This window comes from Thiomonas sp. UBA7699 (genome assembly GCF_002482605.1).
GTDB classification, from domain to species: Bacteria; Pseudomonadota; Gammaproteobacteria; order Burkholderiales; family Burkholderiaceae_C; genus Thiomonas; species Thiomonas arsenitoxydans.
The window spans coordinates 70,963-90,036 of record NZ_DLGH01000016.1; the positions used below are offsets into that span (position 1 = coordinate 70,963).

A 19,074-nucleotide genomic window follows, 5' to 3' on the forward strand; every position below is an offset into this window, starting at 1 on the left:
GTTTGCGCATAATCGCAACCTTTTGTCACAAGGGTCAGCATGGACGCGCATTCCGCCATCGTGGTGGTGATTCTCGGCTTGGTCGAGGGCATCACCGAATTTCTGCCGATTTCTTCCACCGGCCACCTCATTCTCGCCGCCAGCTTGCTGGGCTGGGTGAGCGACAAGGCCAAGGTGTTTGAAATCGCGATTCAAAGCGGCGCCATTCTGGCGGTGATGTGGCATTACCGCATGCGCATCGGCGAAGTACTCACCGGACTGGCCGCCGACGAACCCGCGCGGCGCAACACCGCCTGGCGCTTTGCCATCAATGTGCTCATCGGCTTCATTCCGGCGGCCATTCTGGGTTTGCTGTTTGCCAGCGCTATCAAACGCTGGCTGTTCGCACCCGTGCCGGTGGCGCTGGCTTTTATCGTTGGCGCCTTGGTGATCTTCTGGGCTGAAGCCTGGCAGAAGCGGTCGGCGCAGCATGTGCGCATCCACCATGTTGACGACATGAGCGCGGTTGACGCGCTGAAGGTCGGCATCGCGCAGGCGTTTGCGCTCATTCCCGGCACCAGCCGCTCGGGTGCTTCGATTATTGGCGGCATGTTGTTCGGCCTCAGCCGCGCGGCCGCCACCGAGTTCTCCTTTTTCCTCGCCATTCCCACTCTGCTGGCCGCCACGGTGTACGAGCTTTACAAAAATCGCGCTCTGCTCAGCCTGAGCGATGTGCCCACCTTCGGCCTCGGCATGGCGGTGGCATTTGTCTCGGCGCTGATGGTGGTGCGCTGGTTGCTGCGCTATGTGGGCGGGCACAGCTTCGTGCCCTTCGCCTGGTACCGGGTGGTATTCGGCGCGCTGGTGCTGGTCACCGCCTGGGGCGGCTGGGTGAACTGGTCGGGGTGAGTGGTCCCCCCCGATAGCCTCGCTGCGCTCGGCTCTCCCCCCAGGGGGCGAGAACCCCTTGGGGCGGCCCGGCGGGGTTCTCAGTCACTACCGGATATCGCGCAGCGTATAGGAAGTCCGGCGGGTTCACTGCGCGGTGAACACCAGATCCCAGACGCCGTGGCCTAGATTGAGGCCGCGGCGCTCGAATTTGCTCACCGGGCGCCAGTCCGGGCGCGGGGCGTAATCGGCGGCCGTGTTGACTAGTCCCGGCTCGGCGCGCAACACCTCCAGCATGTGCTCGGCGTAGGGCTGCCAGTCGGTGGCGCAGTGCAAATAGCCGCCCGGGCGCAGACGGCTGATGGCCAGCCGCACGAATTCCGGCTGGATCAGGCGCCGCTTGTGATGCCGCTTCTTCGGCCACGGATCGGGAAAGTAGATGTGCAGTCCGTCAAGGCTGTGCGGCGCGATCATGTGCCGCAGCACCTGCACCGCGTCATGCTGCACGATGCGCAGATTGCTGAGCTTGGCGGCGTCGATGCGCTGCAGCAGCGCGCCCACGCCGGGCGGGTGCACTTCCACGCCGATGAAATCGGTCTCGGGCTTTGCTGAGGCGATCTGCGCCGTGGCGTCGCCCATGCCGAAGCCGATTTCGAGCACCCGCGGCGCGGCGCGGCCGAATACGGCGGACCAATCGGTGACGGCGTCGGCATAAGGCACGATCCAGCGCGGCCCCAGTTCCGCCAGTGCGCGCGTCTGCGCCTCGGTGGTACGCCCGGCGCGCAGCACAAAGCTGCGGATGCCGCGTTGCCGGAGCGTGTCGGCGTCGTCTGTTGCGGGGTTTGGGTCAGCCGTCATGGCGAAAAAAATCCGGCTCAGGCCGGAGATGTTTTGGAGCGGGTGAAGGGAATCGAACCCTCGTATGCAGCTTGGGAAGCTGCCGTTCTGCCATTGAACTACACCCGCAGTGCGACAAAGCAGGCGATTATAGGCAGGTGCTTGGCCGCGGCCATGGCGGCAGCGGCGACAATGACGGCATGGCTCGTTCGTCCGCTTCCGCCCTTGCTCCTGTTGCGCCTTCCGCGCCGATGCTGCGGGGGCTGGCGCCCGCGGTGCGGGGCGATTGCTGCCTGCTGGTGCTGGGCAGCTTCCCGAGCGTCGCCTCGTTGCAGGCGCAGCAGTATTACGCACATCCGCGCAATCAGTTCTGGCCCATCGTGGGCGATTTGTTCGGGCTGGAACTGATGCAGCGGCCCTACGCGCAGCGCATCGAGGCGGTCTGCGAGCGCGGGCTGGGCATCTGGGACGTGTACGCCCACTGTCGCCGCGAGGGCAGTCTGGACAGTGCCATTGCGGATGCGCTGCCCAATGATCTGCCCGCCCTCGTGGCGCGTCTGCCTTCGCTGCAACTCATCGCGCACAACGGGGGCGAATCGGCCCGCGCTATGCGCATCACCCGCAGCCTCGGCCCCGAGGTGCGCCGTCTGCCCTCCACCAGCCCGGCGAATGCGAGCTGGAGTCTGGAGCGCAAGCGTGCCGCCTGGCGCGAGGCATTCATCGCTGCAAAACTCATTTGATATGGCCCGTAAACCCACCTTGCCCCAACCCACCCTTTCCGAAGAAGACGGCGTGCGCCATTTGCATCTGGGCACGCCCTGGATCCAGGGCAGCATGCGCATCGCCCGTCCCAACGATCTCGAACTGGAGTATGTGCAGCGCATGATGGCCTGGATGCTGCTGTTGCCCGACAAAGCCTGGCGCGGCGGCACGGCGGTGCAGTTGGGCCTGGGCGCCGCGGCGATCACCAAATTCATGCTCAAGCGCTTGCGGCTGCCCTGCGTGGCGGTGGAGCTGAACCCGGGCGTCATTCTGGCCGCGCATCGCTGGTTTGCGCTGCCAGAGCCTGGCGGCAAGTTGCAAGTGCTGTGCGCGGATGCCGGCGCGTATGCGGCCGACCCCGCCTATGCGGGCAGTGCGGCGGTGTTGCATGTGGATATGTACGACGAGCAAGCCGCGGCCCCCGCGCTGGAGTCTGCCGAGTTTTACGCCGCATGCCGCCAACTGCTGGGCGAGCAGGGGGTGATGGTGGTCAATCTGTTCAGCGGGCCGGGTCATGTGCGCGTGCTGGAGCGCAATCTGCAGCGCATCGTCGCGGCGTTCAACCAGCCGGGCGACAGCGTGTGGCAGCTACCGCCCAACCGCGACGGTAACCTCATCGCCATCGCCCTGCGCGACGCCACGCAGAGCCCGCTGCCGACGCGCGCGCAACTGCTGGAGCGCGCCGATGCCGTGGCGCAGCGCACCGGCGGCCTGCCGGCGCGGCGCTGGGCGCGCTTGCTCAAGCGCCTGCATCCGGCGCGTTAACACGGCGTCACAAGGGGCTGTCCTACACTTGGTTTTTATGGACGTTTCCCGCCCCCCCACTCGCTCGGCCGACCCTTCCGCCCCGCCCAAGGCGCGATCTGCGCCGGGTGCGCCACCTACGGCGCAGGGCCGACTCGATTGGCGCGAACTGCTGCAGTGGCTGGAGGCTGACGGCCTGATTGACGCGGCTGCTGGCCGCTACGGCTGGGAGCGCTGCGCCCACGCCAGCGGCAAGCTGCATGCGCTGCAGCGCGTGGCGCTGGCCGGGCTCAAGCGTCTGAACGACGGCCGCACGCTCGATCTGGATGTGCTGACCGAATGGCTGGCGCAGCGTGCCAATCTGCCCTATTTGCGCGTCGATCCGCTGAAGGTCGAGATCAGCAAGATCGGCGATCTCATGTCCACCAGCTACGCCGAGCGCCACCGCATTCTGCCCGTGGCGGCCTCCACCGAGGCGGTCACCATCGCCACCTGCGAGCCGTTCGACCGCGGCTGGGTGCCCGAGATGGAGCGCATGCTGCGCCGCCCCATCGAACTGCAGGTCTCCAGCCCGGCCGACATCACCCGCTACACGGTGGAGTTTTTCAACCTCGCGCGCTCGGTCAAACATGCGCAGAAAAACGGCAGCACCGGCGGGGTCAACCAGTTCGAGCAGTTGGTGGAACTGGGCCGCAGCGGCAAGGCGCTCGACGCCAACGACGCCGGCGTGGTGCAGGTGGTCGACTGGCTGTGGCAATACGCCTTCGAGCAGCGCGCCTCCGACATTCACCTCGAGCCGCGGCGCGACATGGGGGTGATCCGTTTTCGCATCGACGGCGTGCTGCACACGGTTTATCAGGTGCCCGGTTCGGTGATGGGCGCGATGACCAGCCGGGTCAAGCTGCTCGGCCGCATGGACGTGGTCGAAAAGCGCCGTCCGCAAGATGGCCGCATCAAGACCCGTCGGCCTTCGGGCGACGAGGTGGAGCTGCGCCTGGCCACCATGCCCACTGCGTTTGGCGAAAAACTCGTGATGCGCATCTTCGATCCCGACGTGGTCGTGCGCGATATGCCCGCCCTCGGCTTTCCGGCGCACGAAGCGCGCGACTGGCAGCGCCTGACCCATCAGCCCAACGGCGTCATCCTCGTCACCGGGCCCACGGGCAGCGGCAAGACCACCACGCTGTATTCCACCCTCAAGCGCCTAGCCACCGAGGAGGTGAACGTCTGCACCGTGGAAGACCCGATCGAGATGGTCGAACCCGCGTTCAACCAGATGCAGGTGCAGCCCGCCATCGACCTCAGCTTTGCCGAAGGCCTGCGCGCCTTGATGCGGCAAGATCCCGACATCATCATGGTCGGCGAAATCCGCGACCGCGAGACTGCCGACATGGCCGTGCAGGCGGCGCTCACCGGGCATCTGGTGCTGTCCACCCTGCACACCAACGACGCGCCGTCGAGCATCACCCGCCTGCTCGAACTCGGCGTGCCGTCCTACCTCGCTAGTGCCACCTTGCTCGGCGTGCTCGCGCAGCGCCTGGTGCGCACGCTATGCCCGCATTGCAAGCAGCCCGACGACGGCTTCGACCAAGAGGCCTTTCGCGCGGCCGTGGCGCCGTGGAAAACGCAATCTGAGGTGCGCCCCTACAAACCCGTGGGCTGCGTGGAATGCCGCAACACCGGCTATCTCGGCCGCATCGGCCTGTATGAGCTGCTAAGTTGCAGCGAGGCGCTGCGGGCGCTGCTGGTGCGCAGCCCGGAACTCGGGCCGCTGCGCGCGCAGGCCATCAAAGACGGCATGAAGCCGCTGCGCCTGGCTGGCGCCATCAAGGTGGCCGAAGGCCTCACCACCCTCGACGAAGTGCTGCGCGCCACCCCCGATCCACAACGCTGACCCCCCGGAGAGCACGATGAAAACACGTCCCCTTGCCTTGCCCGTTGCCCTTGCCGCCGTGCTGGCGCTTGCCGCGCCACTACCCGCCATGGCCTTCGATCTCGGCAACCTGACCAACCAGCTCAGCGGCGCGCTGGGCACGGCGCAAGCGCCTGCGCAGCGCGCCGCGCAGCCGAACTCGGCCGGGCAGAGCGGCGGGGCGTCTTCGGGCGCGGTGAATGCCGCGGTGGCGGCGCTGAGCAACGGCGAAGTCGATCAGGGGCTGAAGACCGCACTGTCGCGCGGCGCAGAGATCGCGGTGAAAGAACTGGGCCGCGAAAATGGCTTCTATGGCAACGCCAAGTGGCGCATTCCCCTTCCGCCCGCCATCGAGAAGGCCAGCGGCCTGATGCGCATGGCCGGCATGGGCGCACAAGCCGACCAGCTCGACCTTGCCATCAACCGTGCCGCGGAAGCCGCCGTGCCCGAAGCCAAAACCTTGCTGGTGGATGCAGTGAAAAGCATGTCAGTGCAAGACGCCAAGGGCATTCTCACCGGGGGCGACGAGGCCGCGACCGATTACTTCAAACGCAAGACCGAAGCACCCCTGACGCAAAAATTCCTGCCCATCGTCGCCAAGGCCACCGACAAGGTCGGCCTCGCCCAGACCTACAACCGCTTCGCCGGGCAGGCCGCGCAGTTCGGACTCGTCAAGGCCGATCAGGCCAGCATTCAGCAGTACGTCACCCAAGAGGCCCTCAACCGCCTGTACCAAGCCATCGGCGAGCAGGAAAAAGCCATCCGCACCGACCCCGTGGGCACCGGGAGCAAGCTGCTGGGCAAAGTCTTCGGCGCGGCGCTGGGGCGGTGAAGATCGGGCGCGTGAGTGCTCGGGTGCACGGAGCTAGACCTGATTCCACTTGTTCCGTGTTCCGCGAAGGGTTAGGCCCTCCTGCAGTAGCGAGGAAGGCGTTCATGCCTGTCGGTTACCCTCAGGTGGAATTGGCACACCAATGAACTGTGGCGGCCGGCCATCCGGATACTCGACCCGGGCCCATACGCCGCCACTGCGCATATGTTCGACAACGTCGTTGGCATCGGCTTGACCCGCAATGAAGCGATCTCGCAGCGCCAGTAAGGCAGGTTCGTGAAACATCAGCCAGCTCAGGCTGGCCGCGTGCCTTGAAAGGAGATCTGCGATTTCCACGAGGCCTGCGAAGGTGGTAGCTTGGAGTTCTTGAGCTGAAGACGCCAACGTCCAGCCGATATGGCAGACCTCACTGCAATCGTGCCAATGTCGCGATAGGGCGTTGATTTGTGGGGTTTGCATCGGGACATCGATTTGCAGCGCACCCAGGTAAATTCGACCGAACTCAAAGTGTCCGTCGATCTCACGCTGATGACCTGCCAGGTCGTAGATTTGATGCTCAACGAACTTGAACTGGCCAACACGGTCAAGCTCTTCGTTCGTTAAAGCGCGATTCAGCAAGATTCGCCAATAGTGAACTGCAAGACGCTCGATGGCATAGCGGAGTTCAAGTGCCGCATAGGAGAGAGCGACGGTATGAGTGCCCTGGTTTGCTTGGTCTAGCCATGTGCGCGCCTGGCGCACATGGTGTGCCAAGTCTGCCTGATGCTGCTGTGCGAGTTCGCCCATCGTGGGTGGAGGATCTACGTGGAGTTATGTTTCACACCCCCAGCTTCTTCTGAACTGAAGCCGGAAATTCGTAGATGACCTTCAAGAGCATTTGCACGAACGCCAGCAGTTCCTCAGCGTCGGCTTGTGCCATCAGAGTAATTTCGTGATTTGCTTCGTTACCTTTTTTTCGAATGTGATCGACCCAGCCCTTGGCTCCGGGAGGAACATAGTGGTTATCAGCCAAGAACTGCACGTAGGTAATGAATGGCTCCCCCGCTTTGGCACCGAGCGAGACTGCAAGATGCATCAATAGCTTTCGGCAAGATAGGACTGCTGTGGTGTAGCAACCAGAGCCTGTACATGCCCTTGCTTCGTTATAGAGAGTTTCAGTGTCGGAGTCGGGGATGTCTTGGACCGCTTCGCCAAAAACTACGCCAGGAGTTTGCTTTCCCCCTAGCGTGTGGTCGACGAAGGAAGGACGTGTGCACTGGTGACAGATGTAGAGGTGTGCGGCTGTTTGGCCTCCGGCAAGTTGCGCATGCCATCCCTTTTCCGATGCGACCGATGCGCCACAGTACCCACATGTATAGCTTCGCGAAGGAACCGCGCCAGCGCTTTGCCAATTAAGTCGTTGCATTCGTTAGTCCTCTGGCAGGGGAGACTTCTGAAACACAACGTAATGTATCCCGCAGATCATGCCGGATAAACCAAATATCGCCATAAAAAACAATCAAATCAATGACATGCCGTGGTTTTTCGAGGTTTTTCAAACGAATAAAATGTGGCTAAACCCGGCAATGGCTTTTCTCGCGTTGCAGGGCATTATGGCAAGAGTCGCATGGGATTTCGGGGACGTTCAACGAGGCGAAGCGTCGTTTGCGGCCAGCCAGTGAGTCCATTGGGCGAACAGTCCGACGTCACCTGCGCAGACGGCCGAGCGTTTTTCCAGGGTGTTGTTGAACACGGCTTCGCCGGCCAAGGTTTGTCCATGGCCGCCGGCCTCGCTGAGAATGAGGCTGCCTGCGGCGTAGTCCCATAGGCCCTGGCTGCCGTGCAGGTAGAGGTGGAACCGACCGGCGGCGACCCAGCACCAGTCGAGTGCTACTGAGCCGATGGAGCGTTGCGAGCTGTAGGGTGGGCGCATCGCCAACTGCGTGGCCAGCGGGGCTGAAAGCCGCTTGAAGTCGATGCAGGCGATGGATTTGGATAGCGGCACTTGTGTGGCGGGTACGCGCAAGGGCTGGCCGTTGAGAAATGCGCCGGCGCTCAGGGCGGCGCTGAAGACTTCGTCGCGCATCACATCGACGACGACGCCCAGCCGAACCCGGCCGCCCTGTATCCACGCCAGCGAGGGGCCGAACACCGGCAGGCCGGCGGAGAAGTTGCTGGTGCCGTCAAGCGGGTCGAGCACCCACAGGCCGGGGCCGTCTGGCGAGGCGGCTTCTTTTGCCATGAGTTGCTGTTGCGCCTCGGCGGTCATTTCTTCGCCCAGCAAGGGAATGTGCGGCCAGAGGGCGGCGAGCTCGTGCTGCACACGGGTTTGCATCGCCAGATCGGCGTCGGTGACCCAGGTGCCGTCGGCCTTCAGGCGTGGGTCGGGCGACTGCGCGCGGGGCAGAATTTCGGCGCGTGCGGCGTTGCGCAGCAAGGCGCTGACCAGGGCGAGATCGGGGAGGGCGTGCGGTGTGGGCATGGGCATTCAGGGCACGAGAATGGTGGGTGCGGCGGGCGCAGCGGTCTGGGGCCAGTCGAGGCTGTAGTGCAGGCCGCGGCTTTCGTGCCGCAACTGCGCCGAGCGCACGATGAGAGCGGCGACTTGCAGCAGGTTGCGCAGCTCCAGCAGGTCGCGGGTGACGCGGAAGTTGGCGTAGAACTCGTCCACCTCGGCTTGCAGCAGGGCGATGCGGTGCGCGGCGCGCTCCAGCCGCTTGTCGGTGCGCACGATGCCAACGTAGTTCCACATCAGGCGACGCAGCTCGTCCCAGTTGTGGCTGATGACCACGAGTTCGTCGGCGTCGCTCACGCGGCTTTCGTCCCAGCGGCGGGGCGTGGGCACGGCGGGGGGGGCGGCTTCCAGGATGGCGAGCGCGGCGGCCTTGCCGAACACCGCGCATTCCAGCAGGGAGTTGCTCGCCAGGCGATTGGCGCCGTGCAGGCCGGTGTAGGCCACTTCGCCCGCGGCGTAGAGGCCGGGCAGATCGGTGCGGCCCGACAGGTCGGTGAGCACGCCGCCGCAGGTGAAATGCACCGCGGGCACCACGGGTATGGGCTCGCGCGCCATGTCGATGCCCAGCTCCAGCAGGCGGGCGTGAATGGTGGGGAAGTGCTGGCGGATGAAGGCTTCGCCCTTGTGGGTGATGTCGAGATAGACGCAGTCGAGGCCGCGTTTTTTCATCTCGAAGTCGATGGCGCGGGCCACCACGTCGCGCGGGGCGAGTTCGGCGCGCGGGTCGTGCGCGGGCATGAAGCGAGTGCCGTCGGGCAAGAGCAAATGACCGCCTTCCCCGCGGACCGCTTCGGTGATGAGGAAGCTCTTGGCTTTGGGGTGATACAGGCAGGTGGGGTGGAACTGGATGAACTCCATATTCGCCACGCGGCAGCCCGCGCGCCAGGCCATCGCCAGGCCGTCGCCGCTGGCGGTGTCGGGGTTGGTGGTGTAGCGATACACCTTGCCGGCGCCGCCGGTGGCCAGCACGGTGTGTGCTGCGGCGAACGTCTCGACCCGGCCACTGGCGGTGTCGAGGGCGTAGGCGCCCCAGCAGCGCGGGCTGGCCTTGCCGTCCACATGACGGTCGGTGATGAGATCGACGGCGACATGGTTTTCCAGCAGGGTGATGTTGGGATGGGCCTTGGCGCGGGCGAGCAGGGTGGTCTGGATGGCCGCGCCCGTGGCGTCCACCACATGAGCGATGCGGCGTTGGCTGTGGCCGCCCTCGCGGGTGAGGTGCAGCGCGTCGCCTTCGGTGTCGAAGGGCACGCCCTGTTCGCGCAGCCAGGCGATGGCGTCGGGCCCGTGCTCGATGACAAAGCGCGTGGCCGGCAGATCGCCCAGCATCGCTCCGGCCACCAGGGTGTCGTGCACGTGCTCCTCGAAGCTGTCGCCCTCGGCCAGCACCGCGGCAATGCCGCCCTGCGCCCATTGGCTGGACGAGACGTCAAGCGTGCGCTTGGCCAGCACCGTCACCTTGAGGCGCTCGGCAAGATGCAGTGCGGTGGACAGGCCGGCCAGACCGGCGCCGAGGATCAGAACATCACTTTGGGGCATGGTGGGTCAACGCGTGGGTCAGCGCTTGGAGGAGGGGCGTCAGTGAAGGGGTGATGAAAAGGTGATTGTCCCTTGTTCGCGCGGCCAGCGCCTTGTTCGCTGACAAGGCGCGCAAATGGGCCGAAAATCTGCTTCCGTAAAAACGAAGGAGACAAACATGAACATACCGAACCTGGAACACGCGGTGGACCCGCAGGAATGGGCGCTGCGCTGCGATCTGGCGGCTTGTTATCGGCTGGTGGCCATGCACGGCTGGAGCGATCTGGTGTTCACTCACATCAGCGCCAAGCTGCCGCTTTCGCTGACCGGTGGCGACCACCAATTTCTCATCAATCCCTATGGCCTGATGTTCGAGGAGATCACGGCGTCGAGTCTGGTGAAGGTGGACGCCGAGTGCAACAAGTTGAGCGAGAGCCCTTATCTCGTCAATCCGGCGGGCTTTGTCATCCACAGTGCGGTGCACGAGGCGCGGCCGGATGCGGTCTGCGTGCTGCATACCCATACCCGCGCCGGTGTGGCGGTGAGCGCGCAGGAGCACGGCGTGTTGCCCATCAGTCAGCAGAGCACTTTCGTGCTGGCGTCGGTGGCCTATCACGACTATGAGGGCGTGGCGTTCCGTTCCGACGAAAAGCCGCGTCTGCAGGACGACCTGGGGGAGGCCAACTTCCTCATTCTGCGCAATCACGGCCTGCTGACCGTGGGCGCGAGCATCGCCGATGCCTTTCTGGGCATGTATGTGCTGGAGAGCGCCTGTCAGATCCAGATCGCCGCGCTGGCGGGTCAGCAGGGGGCGGAAGGGCTGCGCCAGGTGCATCCGCGCATTCTCAGCGGCGTGGCAGAGGCCATGCGAGTGCAGACCGGTGGCATGGGGGGCGCCTTTGTCTGGCCTGCGCTGCTGCGCAAGCTCGAACGCACCGATCCCGGATACCGGGCTTGAGGGCGCCGTCTCAAGGTTGCCGGGGGGCGTTCAGCACTCCAGGTTGTCGATCAGCCGGGTACGGCCCAGGCGGGCGGCGGCCAGCGCGACGCAGGGCGTGCCGCGGTGCAGGTCTTGTGCGGTAGGCGGCTGTAGGTCGGCGCGGCGGCGCAGGGTGAGGTAGTCGGGCGCCCAGCCGAGATGGTCGAGGCGGGTCATGGCCTGTTGTTCGAGCAGGTGAATCTGCTCGGGGCCGGTCGCGCTGCGGGCGGCTTCGGCCAGGGCGCGCAGCGCGGCCTGGAGTTGCGGCGCCTGCACGCGTTCTTCGGGCGTGAGGTAGCCGTTGCGCGAAGACAGTGCCAGTCCGTCGTCGGCACGCACCGTGTCGAGGCCGATGATGGTGATGGGCAGGGCGAACTGCTCGACCATGCGACGGATGAGAAGCAACTGCTGATAGTCCTTCTTGCCGAACACGGCATGGCGCGGCTGCACCATGTGGAACAGTTTCATCACCACGGTGGCCACGCCTTCGAAGTGACCAGGGCGGGCGGCGCCGTCGAGAATGCCGGCGATGGCCGGATCGGGCAGCACGCGAAAGGTCTGCGGCTGCGGGTACATCTCGGCTTCGTCAGGGGCGAACAGCAGGTCGCAGCCGGCGTCGGTCAGCAGCGCCGCGTCGTGCGGAAGGGTGCGCGGGTAGCGGTCGAAGTCTTCGTTCGGCCCGAACTGCAGGCGATTGACGAAAATGCTTGCCACCACCGGGACGTTTTCCTGCCGCGCGCGGGCGATCAGCCCCAGATGCCCGGCGTGGAGATTGCCCATGGTGGGCACCAGGGTCCAATCGGGGTGCGGTTTGAGCGCGGCGCGCAGGTCGGCGACGGTGTGGACGGTCAGCATGGGTAAGGGCGGGAGGAAGAATCAGGCGGTATAGCCGTGCAGGGCTTCGTCGGGAAAGGTGCCTTGTTTGACGGCGTCGACATAGCCGCGCACGGCATCGAGAAGGCTGGGCGCGCCCTGCATGAAGTTGCGCACAAAGCGCGGTTTGGGGCCGCGGGTGATGTCGAGCATGTCGTGGAGCACCAGCACCTGGCCGTGGGTGCGCGCACCCGCGCCGATGCCGATGGTGATGCCGGGATAGGCCGCGCTGATTTGCGCCGCCACATCGGAGGGCACGAGTTCGAGCACCAGCATGGCCGCGCCCGCAGCGCCAACTTCGGCCGCATGACGGCGCAGGGTGTCGGCCGATTGCGCGTCGCGGCCCTGAATGCGGTAGCCGCCGAGCGCGTGCACACTCTGCGGCGTGAGCCCGAGGTGCGCGCACACCGGAATGCCGCGCTCCACGAGGGCGGCGATGACGGGCGCGGTCCAGCCGCCGCCTTCGAGCTTGACCATCTGCGCACCGGCCTGCATCAGTGCCACGCTGCTGGCCACGGCTTGCTCGACTCCGCCCTGGTAGCTGCCGAAGGGCAGATCGGCAATGAGCCAGGCGCTGCGATTGCCGCGCGCCACGCACTGCGTGTGATAGACCATTTGTTCGAGCGTGACGGGCAGGGTGGAGCCGTGGCCCTGCATCACCATGCCCAGCGAGTCGCCCACCAGCAGGCAATCGACCCCGGCGGCGTCGAGCAGGCTGGCGCTGGCCGCGTCGTAAGCGGTGAGCATGGCGACTTTTTCACCGGCCTCACGCATGGCGCGCAGGCGCTGCAGGGTGAGCGGTTTGCGCGGGGCGCTATCACTGCGGGGTGGAGCGCCGTAGGGAGCGGGAGAGTCTGCTGACATGGCTTGAGCTCAGGTGGAAACCGGCGCATTATGCCCGCGCTACGCTTGTTTTTGCGAACGAGCGTTCGATTCCCAGCCTGTCGACATCAGCTCGGGGTGTAAGCCAGCCGCACATACAGCGGGGCGAAGGCTTCGGCCTGGGTGATGTCCACCAGCGCTTCCCGGGTGAGTTCGAGCAGCGCCACCAGCGTGACCACGGCGACGGGCACGCCCTGTGCGGGGTTGAACAGTTCGTGAAATTCGAGGAAGCGCGTGCCTTGCAACTGGCGCAGCACGCGGCTCATGTAATCGCGGACCGAAAGCTGCTCGCGGGTGATCTTGTGGTGGGTATGCAACTTGGCGCGCTTGAGAATGTCGCCCCATGCCTGTTGCAGTTCGTCGGCCGTCACGTCGGGCAGGCGCGGTGCGGCGTCGCGGTCGAACAGCACTTGCGCACGCCAGAAATCGCGTCCGAGCACGGGCAGGGCGTCGAGCTGCTGCGCGGCGAGCTTGAAGCGTTCGTATTCCAAGAGCCGGCGCACGAGTTCGGCACGGGGGTCTTCGGGCTCGGCGCCGGGCTCGGTGGGCGGGCGCGGCAGCAACATGCGCGACTTGATCTCGATGAGCATGGCCGCCATCAGCAGATATTCGGCGGCCAGCTCCAGATTGTGTCGGCGGATTTGCTCGACATAGCTCAGATACTGCGCCGTGACCTGCGCCAGCGGAATGTCGAGGATGTTGAAGTTCTGCTTGCGGATGAGGTAGAGCAGCAGATCCATCGGCCCTTCGAAGGCTTCGAGAAAGACTTCAAGCGCATCGGGCGGGATGTAGAGGTCTTGCGGCAGCTCGAACAGTGGCTCGCCGTACAGCCTCGCGACCGCCATGCCGTCGACCGTGGCCGGGGTGCTGTCCACCGCCGGAGACATCAGCGCGGCGTCGCCGGGCGCGGCGGTCATGGAATGGCCTGTAGCGAAGCTCGCCACGCTCGTGGCGACTTCAGTGACTGCCGTAAACGTAGGCTTTCTGCGGCACGCGGGCCGCCTGGAATTCCCGGGTCAGCTCGGGGTTCTGCGGTTTGTCCCAAAGCCGGGCACGCCCTTCTTTTTGTTTGGCCTCAAGCTGCGGATCGCTGTGCTTCAGATCCTGGATGAAATGCGTCACTTCAGAAACGTAAGGTTTGACTTTGAAAGGCATGGACGTTCTCGAATGGAAACCGCAGGAGGAACAACAAGCCAGTCATTCTAAGCAAGCGGCTGCTCTGATCGATGCGCCCGAATACGGTGCGCAACGCCTTGATATGGTGCGAACCGAGCTCTGTCATGCACCGAAAACGCGCAGTTTGTGAGCGGTTGTGAACCCAAAAGGGGCACCGTGCGCCATTTATGGGCACGAAGTTTGCTTTTTCTATCTCATTCTTATCAGGAACCCCAACCATGCAAGACGCCTCCAGTGGAAATGTGTTGTTCATCCTTCTCGGCGCCATTCTGGTGCTCGCCATGCACGCCGGGTTCGCCTTTCTTGAGCTGGGCACGGTGCGCAAGAAAAACCAGGTCAACGCGCTCTCCAAAATCATCACCGACTTTTCCGTCTCGGCGATTGCCTACTTTCTGCTCGGCTACGGCATCGCCTACGGTCATCATTTTCTCGTGGGCGATGACGTGCTCACCCGCGATCATGGCTATGAGCTGACCCGCTTTTTCTTTTTGCTGACCTTCGCCGCGGCCATTCCCGCCATCATTTCCGGCGGCATTGCCGAGCGCGCCAAGTTCTGGCCCCAACTCATCGCCACCTTCACCATCGTCGCCTTCGTCTACCCGTTTTTCGAGGGCATTGTGTGGCACGGCAATCTGGGCATTCAGGCATGGTTGCAGTCCACTTTCGGCGCGCCCTTTCACGACTTCGCCGGCTCGGTAGTGGTGCATGCGATGGGCGGCTGGATCGCGCTGCCCGCCGTGCTCTTGCTCGGGCCGCGTCGCGGCCGCTATCACGCCAACGGGCAGATGTCGGCGCATCCGCCCTCGTCCATCCCATTCCTGGCGCTGGGTTCGTGGATACTGATCGTGGGCTGGTTCGGCTTCAATGTGATGAGCGCGCAAAAGCTCGACCAGATCAGCGGTCTGGTGGCGGTGAACTCGCTCATGGCGATGGTGGGCGGCACCCTGGCGGCGCTGGCCGCGGGCAAAAACGACCCTGGCTTCCTGCACAACGGGCCGCTGGCCGGTTTGGTGGCGGTGTGCGCGGGTTCAGACGTGATGCACCCGCTGGGCGCGCTGGTGGTCGGCGCGGTGGCCGGGGCGCTGTTTGTCTGGATGTTCACCCTGACGCAAAACCGCTGGAAGATCGACGACGTGCTGGGGGTGTGGCCGCTGCACGGCCTGTGCGGCACCTGGGGCGGCATTGCCGCGGGCATTTTCGGCATGAAGGCGCTGGGCGGGCTGGGCGGGGTGTCGCTGGCCTCGCAGATCGCCGGCACGCTGATGGGCATCACAGTGGCCCTGATCGGCGGCTTCGTGGTCTATGGCGTGCTGAAAAAGACCCTCGGCATCCGCCTTGACGCCGAAGAGGAATTCAACGGCGCCGACCTCTCCATCCACCGCATCAGCGCCACCCCGGAGCGCGAGGCGTCGTGGTGAGGCGAAAGGTTCTAGCCCCAGCCCAGGTCGGCCAGCGCCAGGGTGTGCGACCACAGCAGCTTGCCGCCGACGTTCTTGGCTTGCAGCTCCAGCCGCCGCTCCTTGCCCTCGCCGCTGAATTTGAGCACGCCGTAGTTGCGCTCAGCGACTAGCGTGCCGGGTACGCGGTTGGGATTGCCGTCGCCTTTGGCCGGCCCGGAATTCAGCGGTGAGCAGGTGAACTCCACCAGCGGATAGTCGCGCTTGCCGCCGTAGGCCGGGCGCGGATACCGGATCAGCTCGGTGATGTGCCGGTCTCCCGAGAGAAACAACAAGCCGGGGATGCGGTATTGCTGCAGCCAGCCGAGAAATGCGGCGCGTTCTTCGGGAAACTGGTTCCAGCCCTCGTAAGCGTCGTCGTCGTTGAAAAACTGGCCGCCGGCGGCGACGATCTTGAAGCGGGCGCGCGAGAACAGCAGGGCGTTGCGCAGCCAGCGCATCTGCGCCGGGCCAAACATCACCTTGCCGCGGTCACCTGGGCTGGTGGCGTCTGCGCTGCGCCACCAACGATCATCGAGCAGAAAAATATCGGCATCGGCGATGCTGGTCTTGGTGAACACTCCGGCGACGTCGCCAACGCCATACGTCGGGTTGGCCCAGTAGGTTTTGAACAGATCGAGCGAGGCGTTCTTGAACTCGAAACTCGCATCGCTGTCGTTCGGGCCGTAATCATGGTCGTCCCAGATCGCCACTTGCGGGGTGGAGCGTAAAAACGCATCCAGCGGGGCGAAGCCGCGCTGTTGGCGCCAGCGTAGCGCCATGCCTTGCGGGCTCTGACAATCCACCTCGCGGTAATAGAGGTTGTCGCCCAGCCACACCATCAGATCGGCGCCTTCCTGCGTCATCGGCTCATAAATTTCGTAGCCGCCGCCATAGGGCTGGCCCGGCCGATCGAACAGCGGGTCGTTCAGATACGCGCAAGAACCCGTCAGGAGGGTGACATCGGGCGGCGGTGAACGAAACTGCCAGATGGGCTGCGTGCGCACGACAAGGGTGCGATTCGCAGCCGGTTTGCCATTGACCCAGGCCACAGCACGGTAGCGCGTGCCGGGAGAGAGATCGTCCATGACCAGATGAGCGCAGAACTGCCCTGCCGCATCGGTGCGAACCGACGCGGAGCGCTTTTTCTCGCCGGGCTGATTCTCTGGGGCATACTCCAACGCCACTTCGGCTGCGCCGGGCGTCTGCACCCAGACGAGGGCAGAGCGTGCAGCCACATAGCCCTGCATCGGCCCGGCGTAGAGCACGCCGGGGGCGGCTGGTTCAGCCCAGGCTGCAGGAAAGGGCCATTGCCCGGTGGCCAGCAGCGCGGAAGTCACCAGACCGCCCCGCAAGAATGCGCGGCGGGTCGGAGGGATCAACGCGGTCTTCGGCGCCGCGCCCATCAGAACTGCGCCTCCAGGCTGAGGTAGTAGCTGCGTGGCAGGTTGTATTTGATGAGCGGGTCTTTGGCGCTGCCCGGAAAGCCGGTGCTGTATTTAGTGATGTAGCGCTTGTCGAACAGATTGTTCACATTGAAGCCCACGCTGACTTTTTGCAGACCCAAGCCGCGAACCGTGTCGCCGCCCTTCCAGGTGTAGCGCAGCGAGGCATCGGCGATGGTGTGCGCCGGAATGGGGGACTTGAAGTCCGTCCAGTAGGCCTCGCTGGTGTGGCGCACGCCCAGTTTGGCTCGCCACGGGCCGACGGTGTAGATGCCGCCCAGCGCCATCGTGGAGTGCGGCGAATACGGCATGGGCACCTTGGCCGAGGTGAACTGCGCGTTGAGCAGCCCTAGGTTGGCGTAGGCCGACCAGTTTTTGTCGATCTGGAAATTGTTCTGCCAGGCGATGCCCTCATTCACAGCCTTGCCCACGTTGGCCAGAATGGAGATGGACTGGGTGGCGCCGGGCGGCGTGTAACTGAAACTCTGGATGTAGTCGTCGAAGTTGACGCGGAATACATCCACGCCGCCGCTCCACATGCCGAAGTCGTAGATCACGCCAGCGTCGTAGGTCGTGGCCTTCTGCGGGGCGAGATCGGGGTTGTAGGTGCCGGTGTAGTACTGGTTGTATTGCGGCGGATTGCTGTTGCGGGTGTAGTTGGCGTAGACGTTGATGCCCTGCGCCAGCTTGTAGTTCACGCCGAGAGAGGGCATGGTGGTCGAGAAGCTGGAGCTGTACTGCCCCGCAGTACCCTTGGATTTGGCGACTGCCGCATAGTCGATGAAGTCGCGCTCAGTTTTGAGGTATTTCAGTCCGGCCTGCAGGGTCAGGCGGTCGGTGGGCTTGAAGGTAAAGTTGAAATAGGGCTCGTAGAGTTTGGTCGAGACCGGTTCTTTGTACACCGAACCCAGATACTGACCCGTGGTGCTGCTGATGAACTGCTGGTCGTGCGTGGTGTCGTTCTTGTTGAACCAGATGCCAGCTTCCAGCCCCAGATTGTCGGTAATGGGCGTGGTCAGCTTGAAAATATTGCCCCAGCGCCGGGTGTCGTTGATGCCATGCGACATGAACAGGCCGCCCACTGGCGCCTTGACCGAGCCATACATCCCATTGGGCTGCAGCAGGTTGTAGGTGCTGTTGGTGTAAGCGCCGCCGCTGTAGCCGTTGCCCCGGTAGTAATAAAGCTGGTTGGAGACGGTGACCTTGCCGAAGGTGGCTTCGTATTTGGCATAGGTCAGCCAGTTTTGATATTGGTTGTAGTTGTAGGTGGGCGACAGACCGTTTTGTTTGCCATTGACGACCGGGTCGCCGCGGTAGACGTTGCAGGTGTCGCCATATTTGGCGTAGTCGGCCTTGGTGCAGCCGCCGTAGTAATTGAACTTCTGGTTGTTCTGGGTGTAGAACAAGGTCAGCACGCCGGTGCCGAGTTGGGTCACGCTCTTGAACAGGTATTGCTTCTGGTCGCTGGGCGTGTTGTCGAAATAGCCGTCGCTGTGGGTTTTGTTCGCGTAGAACCACAGCGAAGTCGGGGCGCCGCTATTGGCGCCGAGCAGCCCGGAGTTGACCAGGGTGCCGAAGTTGTATTTGCCGAAGGAGCCGTATCCGCCGAGCAGGGAAACGGAAGGTTTGGCGCTCGGGTTCAGCGAATAGGTCTCGACCGAGCCGCCAAATGCGGCCAGACCCGGAATGGCGGCTGAAGCGGCTCCCGGAAAATAACGCGTCCCCGCGATCAGGCGCGTGGGGATGAACTCGTTGGTGTAGAAGGCGTAGCTGTCGTTGTCGTTCAGCGGTATGCCGTCGAGTGTCCAGTTGATGAGATTCTGTCCGAACCCGTTGATGTACACCGTGTCGCCGTTCATGCTGTCGCCATCGCTAGTGACGACCACATTGGGCATGTTTTCCAGCCCGCGGGTGAACGAGTCGGTGGGGTCGAGCGACTGAAACTGGCCGGCAGTGATTTCGGTTTGGGCCTGTGTGGCCTCAGGGTTGAACTGCTGGATGGTGTTGAGCTGGCTTTCGGGGATGGAGGTTACCGTGCCCGATGGCGCTTTGAGGAAAAAGCTGTCCCCCGGCTTTGTGGCGCTGGTCTGTCCTTGCGCCTGCACTTCGCCCAGACTGGTTTGCGCGTGGGCTTGCGCTGCGGCGCCAAAAGCCAGCGCGAGGGCGACGGTGAGCTTGAGGTTTGATCGCTTGAGTGGGTTTTGTGATGGGCAATGCACAGCGGGTTTCATGGTGGTTGCAGGAGGGGGAAAGAACTCGTTATTTTTGAGACACGATGTGAAAATCTGTTGAATTCATGTGTCAGAACGATGACGTT

The 19,074-nt window shown here is 64.1% G+C and carries 19 protein-coding genes and 1 tRNA gene; 8 read left to right on the plus strand and 12 right to left on the minus strand.

What is annotated here, in order from left to right; all coding sequences use genetic code 11:
* Window positions 1–39: 39 nt before the first annotated feature.
* A complete protein-coding gene (locus B3H47_RS06590; RefSeq protein WP_286986539.1) occupies window positions 40–888 on the plus strand; it encodes an undecaprenyl-diphosphate phosphatase in 849 nt (282 codons plus the stop codon).
* A gap of 126 nt (window positions 889–1,014) precedes the next feature.
* Here the strand turns inward: B3H47_RS06590 and trmB are convergent, their stop codons facing one another.
* Both trmB and B3H47_RS06600 read right to left on the minus strand, forming a co-directional pair.
* Window positions 1,015–1,725 carry a tRNA (guanosine(46)-N7)-methyltransferase TrmB gene (trmB, locus tag B3H47_RS06595; RefSeq protein ID WP_286986540.1) on the minus strand — a complete coding sequence of 237 codons (711 nt, stop codon included), beginning with the start codon at window positions 1,723–1,725 and terminating at the stop codon, window positions 1,015–1,017.
* Window positions 1,726–1,759: 34 nt separating this feature from the next.
* Window positions 1,760–1,833, minus strand: a tRNA-Gly gene (locus B3H47_RS06600).
* Window positions 1,834–1,904: 71 nt separating this feature from the next.
* On the opposite strand from B3H47_RS06600, the gene B3H47_RS06605 reads away from it, so the two are divergent.
* Genes B3H47_RS06605 through B3H47_RS06620 form a run of 4 tightly spaced genes read left to right on the plus strand, consistent with a single transcriptional unit; the run spans window position 1,905 to window position 5,954 of the window.
* Entirely contained in the window at window positions 1,905–2,444 is a 540-nt protein-coding gene (locus tag B3H47_RS06605) for a DNA-deoxyinosine glycosylase (RefSeq protein ID WP_286986541.1), read from the plus strand.
* A gap of 1 nt (window position 2,445) precedes the next feature.
* Window positions 2,446–3,231, plus strand: a complete 786-nt coding sequence (locus B3H47_RS06610) for a spermidine synthase (protein WP_276708442.1) — start codon at window positions 2,446–2,448, stop codon at window positions 3,229–3,231.
* 37 nt (window positions 3,232–3,268) lie between these two features.
* Window positions 3,269–5,104 carry a GspE/PulE family protein gene (locus B3H47_RS06615; RefSeq protein ID WP_286986542.1) on the plus strand — a complete coding sequence of 612 codons (1,836 nt, stop codon included), beginning with the start codon at window positions 3,269–3,271 and terminating at the stop codon, window positions 5,102–5,104.
* Between the two features lie 16 nt (window positions 5,105–5,120).
* A complete protein-coding gene (locus tag B3H47_RS06620) occupies window positions 5,121–5,954 on the plus strand; it encodes a DUF4197 domain-containing protein (protein WP_286986543.1) in 834 nt (277 codons plus the stop codon).
* Window positions 5,955–6,056: 102 nt separating this feature from the next.
* Here B3H47_RS06620 and B3H47_RS06625 read toward each other — a convergent pair whose 3' ends face one another.
* The 4 genes from B3H47_RS06625 to nadB form a co-directional block, all read right to left on the minus strand.
* Window positions 6,057–6,740 (minus strand): hypothetical protein, encoded by a 684-nt coding sequence (locus tag B3H47_RS06625; RefSeq protein ID WP_286986544.1) that lies wholly within the window; start codon window positions 6,738–6,740, stop codon window positions 6,057–6,059.
* A 31-nt stretch (window positions 6,741–6,771) separates the two neighbouring features.
* Window positions 6,772–7,359, minus strand: coding sequence for a DUF4145 domain-containing protein (locus B3H47_RS06630; protein ID WP_286986545.1), 588 nt, complete (start codon window positions 7,357–7,359; stop codon window positions 6,772–6,774).
* 219 nt (window positions 7,360–7,578) lie between these two features.
* A complete protein-coding gene (locus B3H47_RS06635) occupies window positions 7,579–8,415 on the minus strand; it encodes an inositol monophosphatase family protein (protein WP_286986546.1) in 837 nt (278 codons plus the stop codon).
* Between the two features lie 6 nt (window positions 8,416–8,421).
* Window positions 8,422–9,987 (minus strand): L-aspartate oxidase, encoded by a 1,566-nt coding sequence (gene nadB / locus B3H47_RS06640; protein WP_286986547.1) that lies wholly within the window; start codon window positions 9,985–9,987, stop codon window positions 8,422–8,424.
* A gap of 157 nt (window positions 9,988–10,144) precedes the next feature.
* On the opposite strand from nadB, the gene B3H47_RS06645 reads away from it, so the two are divergent.
* Complete coding sequence (locus B3H47_RS06645) at window positions 10,145–10,924, plus strand: class II aldolase/adducin family protein (RefSeq protein WP_286986548.1); 780 nt, start codon at window positions 10,145–10,147, stop codon at window positions 10,922–10,924.
* Window positions 10,925–10,954: 30 nt separating this feature from the next.
* Here the strand turns inward: B3H47_RS06645 and panC are convergent, their stop codons facing one another.
* From panC to B3H47_RS06665, 4 genes are all read right to left on the minus strand, one after another.
* Complete coding sequence (gene panC, locus B3H47_RS06650) at window positions 10,955–11,800, minus strand: pantoate--beta-alanine ligase (protein ID WP_286986549.1); 846 nt, start codon at window positions 11,798–11,800, stop codon at window positions 10,955–10,957.
* A 21-nt stretch (window positions 11,801–11,821) separates the two neighbouring features.
* Entirely contained in the window at window positions 11,822–12,682 is an 861-nt protein-coding gene (gene panB / locus B3H47_RS06655) for a 3-methyl-2-oxobutanoate hydroxymethyltransferase (RefSeq protein WP_286986550.1), read from the minus strand.
* An 86-nt stretch (window positions 12,683–12,768) separates the two neighbouring features.
* The gene (locus B3H47_RS06660; RefSeq protein ID WP_286986552.1) at window positions 12,769–13,617 is read right to left on the minus strand and encodes a segregation and condensation protein A; all 849 of its coding nucleotides are present in this window, start codon (window positions 13,615–13,617) and stop codon (window positions 12,769–12,771) included.
* 40 nt (window positions 13,618–13,657) lie between these two features.
* A complete protein-coding gene (locus B3H47_RS06665; RefSeq protein WP_013105261.1) occupies window positions 13,658–13,855 on the minus strand; it encodes a DUF3460 family protein in 198 nt (65 codons plus the stop codon).
* Between B3H47_RS06665 and B3H47_RS06670 the strand changes: the two genes are divergently transcribed.
* A complete protein-coding gene (locus B3H47_RS06670; RefSeq protein WP_286986553.1) occupies window positions 13,854–14,006 on the plus strand; it encodes a hypothetical protein in 153 nt (50 codons plus the stop codon). The two genes, B3H47_RS06665 and B3H47_RS06670, sit on opposite strands and share 2 nt — an antisense overlap.
* An 88-nt stretch (window positions 14,007–14,094) precedes the next feature.
* Window positions 14,095–15,294: an ammonium transporter gene (locus tag B3H47_RS06675; protein ID WP_286986554.1), complete on the plus strand. Its 1,200-nt coding sequence runs from the start codon at window positions 14,095–14,097 to the stop codon at window positions 15,292–15,294.
* An 11-nt stretch (window positions 15,295–15,305) separates the two neighbouring features.
* Here the strand turns inward: B3H47_RS06675 and B3H47_RS06680 are convergent, their stop codons facing one another.
* Together B3H47_RS06680 and B3H47_RS06685 are read right to left on the minus strand one after the other, a co-directional pair.
* Window positions 15,306–16,694, minus strand: coding sequence for an alkaline phosphatase D family protein (locus tag B3H47_RS06680; protein WP_286986556.1), 1,389 nt, complete (start codon window positions 16,692–16,694; stop codon window positions 15,306–15,308).
* 23 nt (window positions 16,695–16,717) lie between these two features.
* Complete coding sequence (locus B3H47_RS06685; protein WP_286986558.1) at window positions 16,718–18,988, minus strand: TonB-dependent receptor; 2,271 nt, start codon at window positions 18,986–18,988, stop codon at window positions 16,718–16,720.
* Window positions 18,989–19,074 lie beyond the last annotated feature (86 nt).

Coding starts and splice junctions, on each gene's coding strand:
- B3H47_RS06620 (WP_286986543.1), top strand. CDS start 5,121: ATGAAAACACGTCCCCTTGCCTTGCCCGTTGCCCTTGCCGCCGTGCTG.
- B3H47_RS06605 (WP_286986541.1), top strand. CDS start 1,905: ATGGCTCGTTCGTCCGCTTCCGCCCTTGCTCCTGTTGCGCCTTCCGCG.
- B3H47_RS06625 (WP_286986544.1), bottom strand. CDS start 6,740: ATGGGCGAACTCGCACAGCAGCATCAGGCAGACTTGGCACACCATGTG.
- B3H47_RS06630 (WP_286986545.1), bottom strand. CDS start 7,359: ATGCAACGACTTAATTGGCAAAGCGCTGGCGCGGTTCCTTCGCGAAGC.
- B3H47_RS06660 (WP_286986552.1), bottom strand. CDS start 13,617: ATGACCGCCGCGCCCGGCGACGCCGCGCTGATGTCTCCGGCGGTGGAC.
- B3H47_RS06645 (WP_286986548.1), top strand. CDS start 10,145: ATGAACATACCGAACCTGGAACACGCGGTGGACCCGCAGGAATGGGCG.
- B3H47_RS06670 (WP_286986553.1), top strand. CDS start 13,854: ATGGACGTTCTCGAATGGAAACCGCAGGAGGAACAACAAGCCAGTCAT.
- panC (WP_286986549.1), bottom strand. CDS start 11,800: ATGCTGACCGTCCACACCGTCGCCGACCTGCGCGCCGCGCTCAAACCG.
- B3H47_RS06610 (WP_276708442.1), top strand. CDS start 2,446: ATGGCCCGTAAACCCACCTTGCCCCAACCCACCCTTTCCGAAGAAGAC.
- B3H47_RS06665 (WP_013105261.1), bottom strand. CDS start 13,855: ATGCCTTTCAAAGTCAAACCTTACGTTTCTGAAGTGACGCATTTCATC.
- B3H47_RS06615 (WP_286986542.1), top strand. CDS start 3,269: ATGGACGTTTCCCGCCCCCCCACTCGCTCGGCCGACCCTTCCGCCCCG.
- panB (WP_286986550.1), bottom strand. CDS start 12,682: ATGTCAGCAGACTCTCCCGCTCCCTACGGCGCTCCACCCCGCAGTGAT.
- B3H47_RS06635 (WP_286986546.1), bottom strand. CDS start 8,415: ATGCCCACACCGCACGCCCTCCCCGATCTCGCCCTGGTCAGCGCCTTG.
- B3H47_RS06590 (WP_286986539.1), top strand. CDS start 40: ATGGACGCGCATTCCGCCATCGTGGTGGTGATTCTCGGCTTGGTCGAG.
- trmB (WP_286986540.1), bottom strand. CDS start 1,725: ATGACGGCTGACCCAAACCCCGCAACAGACGACGCCGACACGCTCCGG.
- nadB (WP_286986547.1), bottom strand. CDS start 9,987: ATGCCCCAAAGTGATGTTCTGATCCTCGGCGCCGGTCTGGCCGGCCTG.
- B3H47_RS06685 (WP_286986558.1), bottom strand. CDS start 18,988: ATGAAACCCGCTGTGCATTGCCCATCACAAAACCCACTCAAGCGATCA.
- B3H47_RS06675 (WP_286986554.1), top strand. CDS start 14,095: ATGCAAGACGCCTCCAGTGGAAATGTGTTGTTCATCCTTCTCGGCGCC.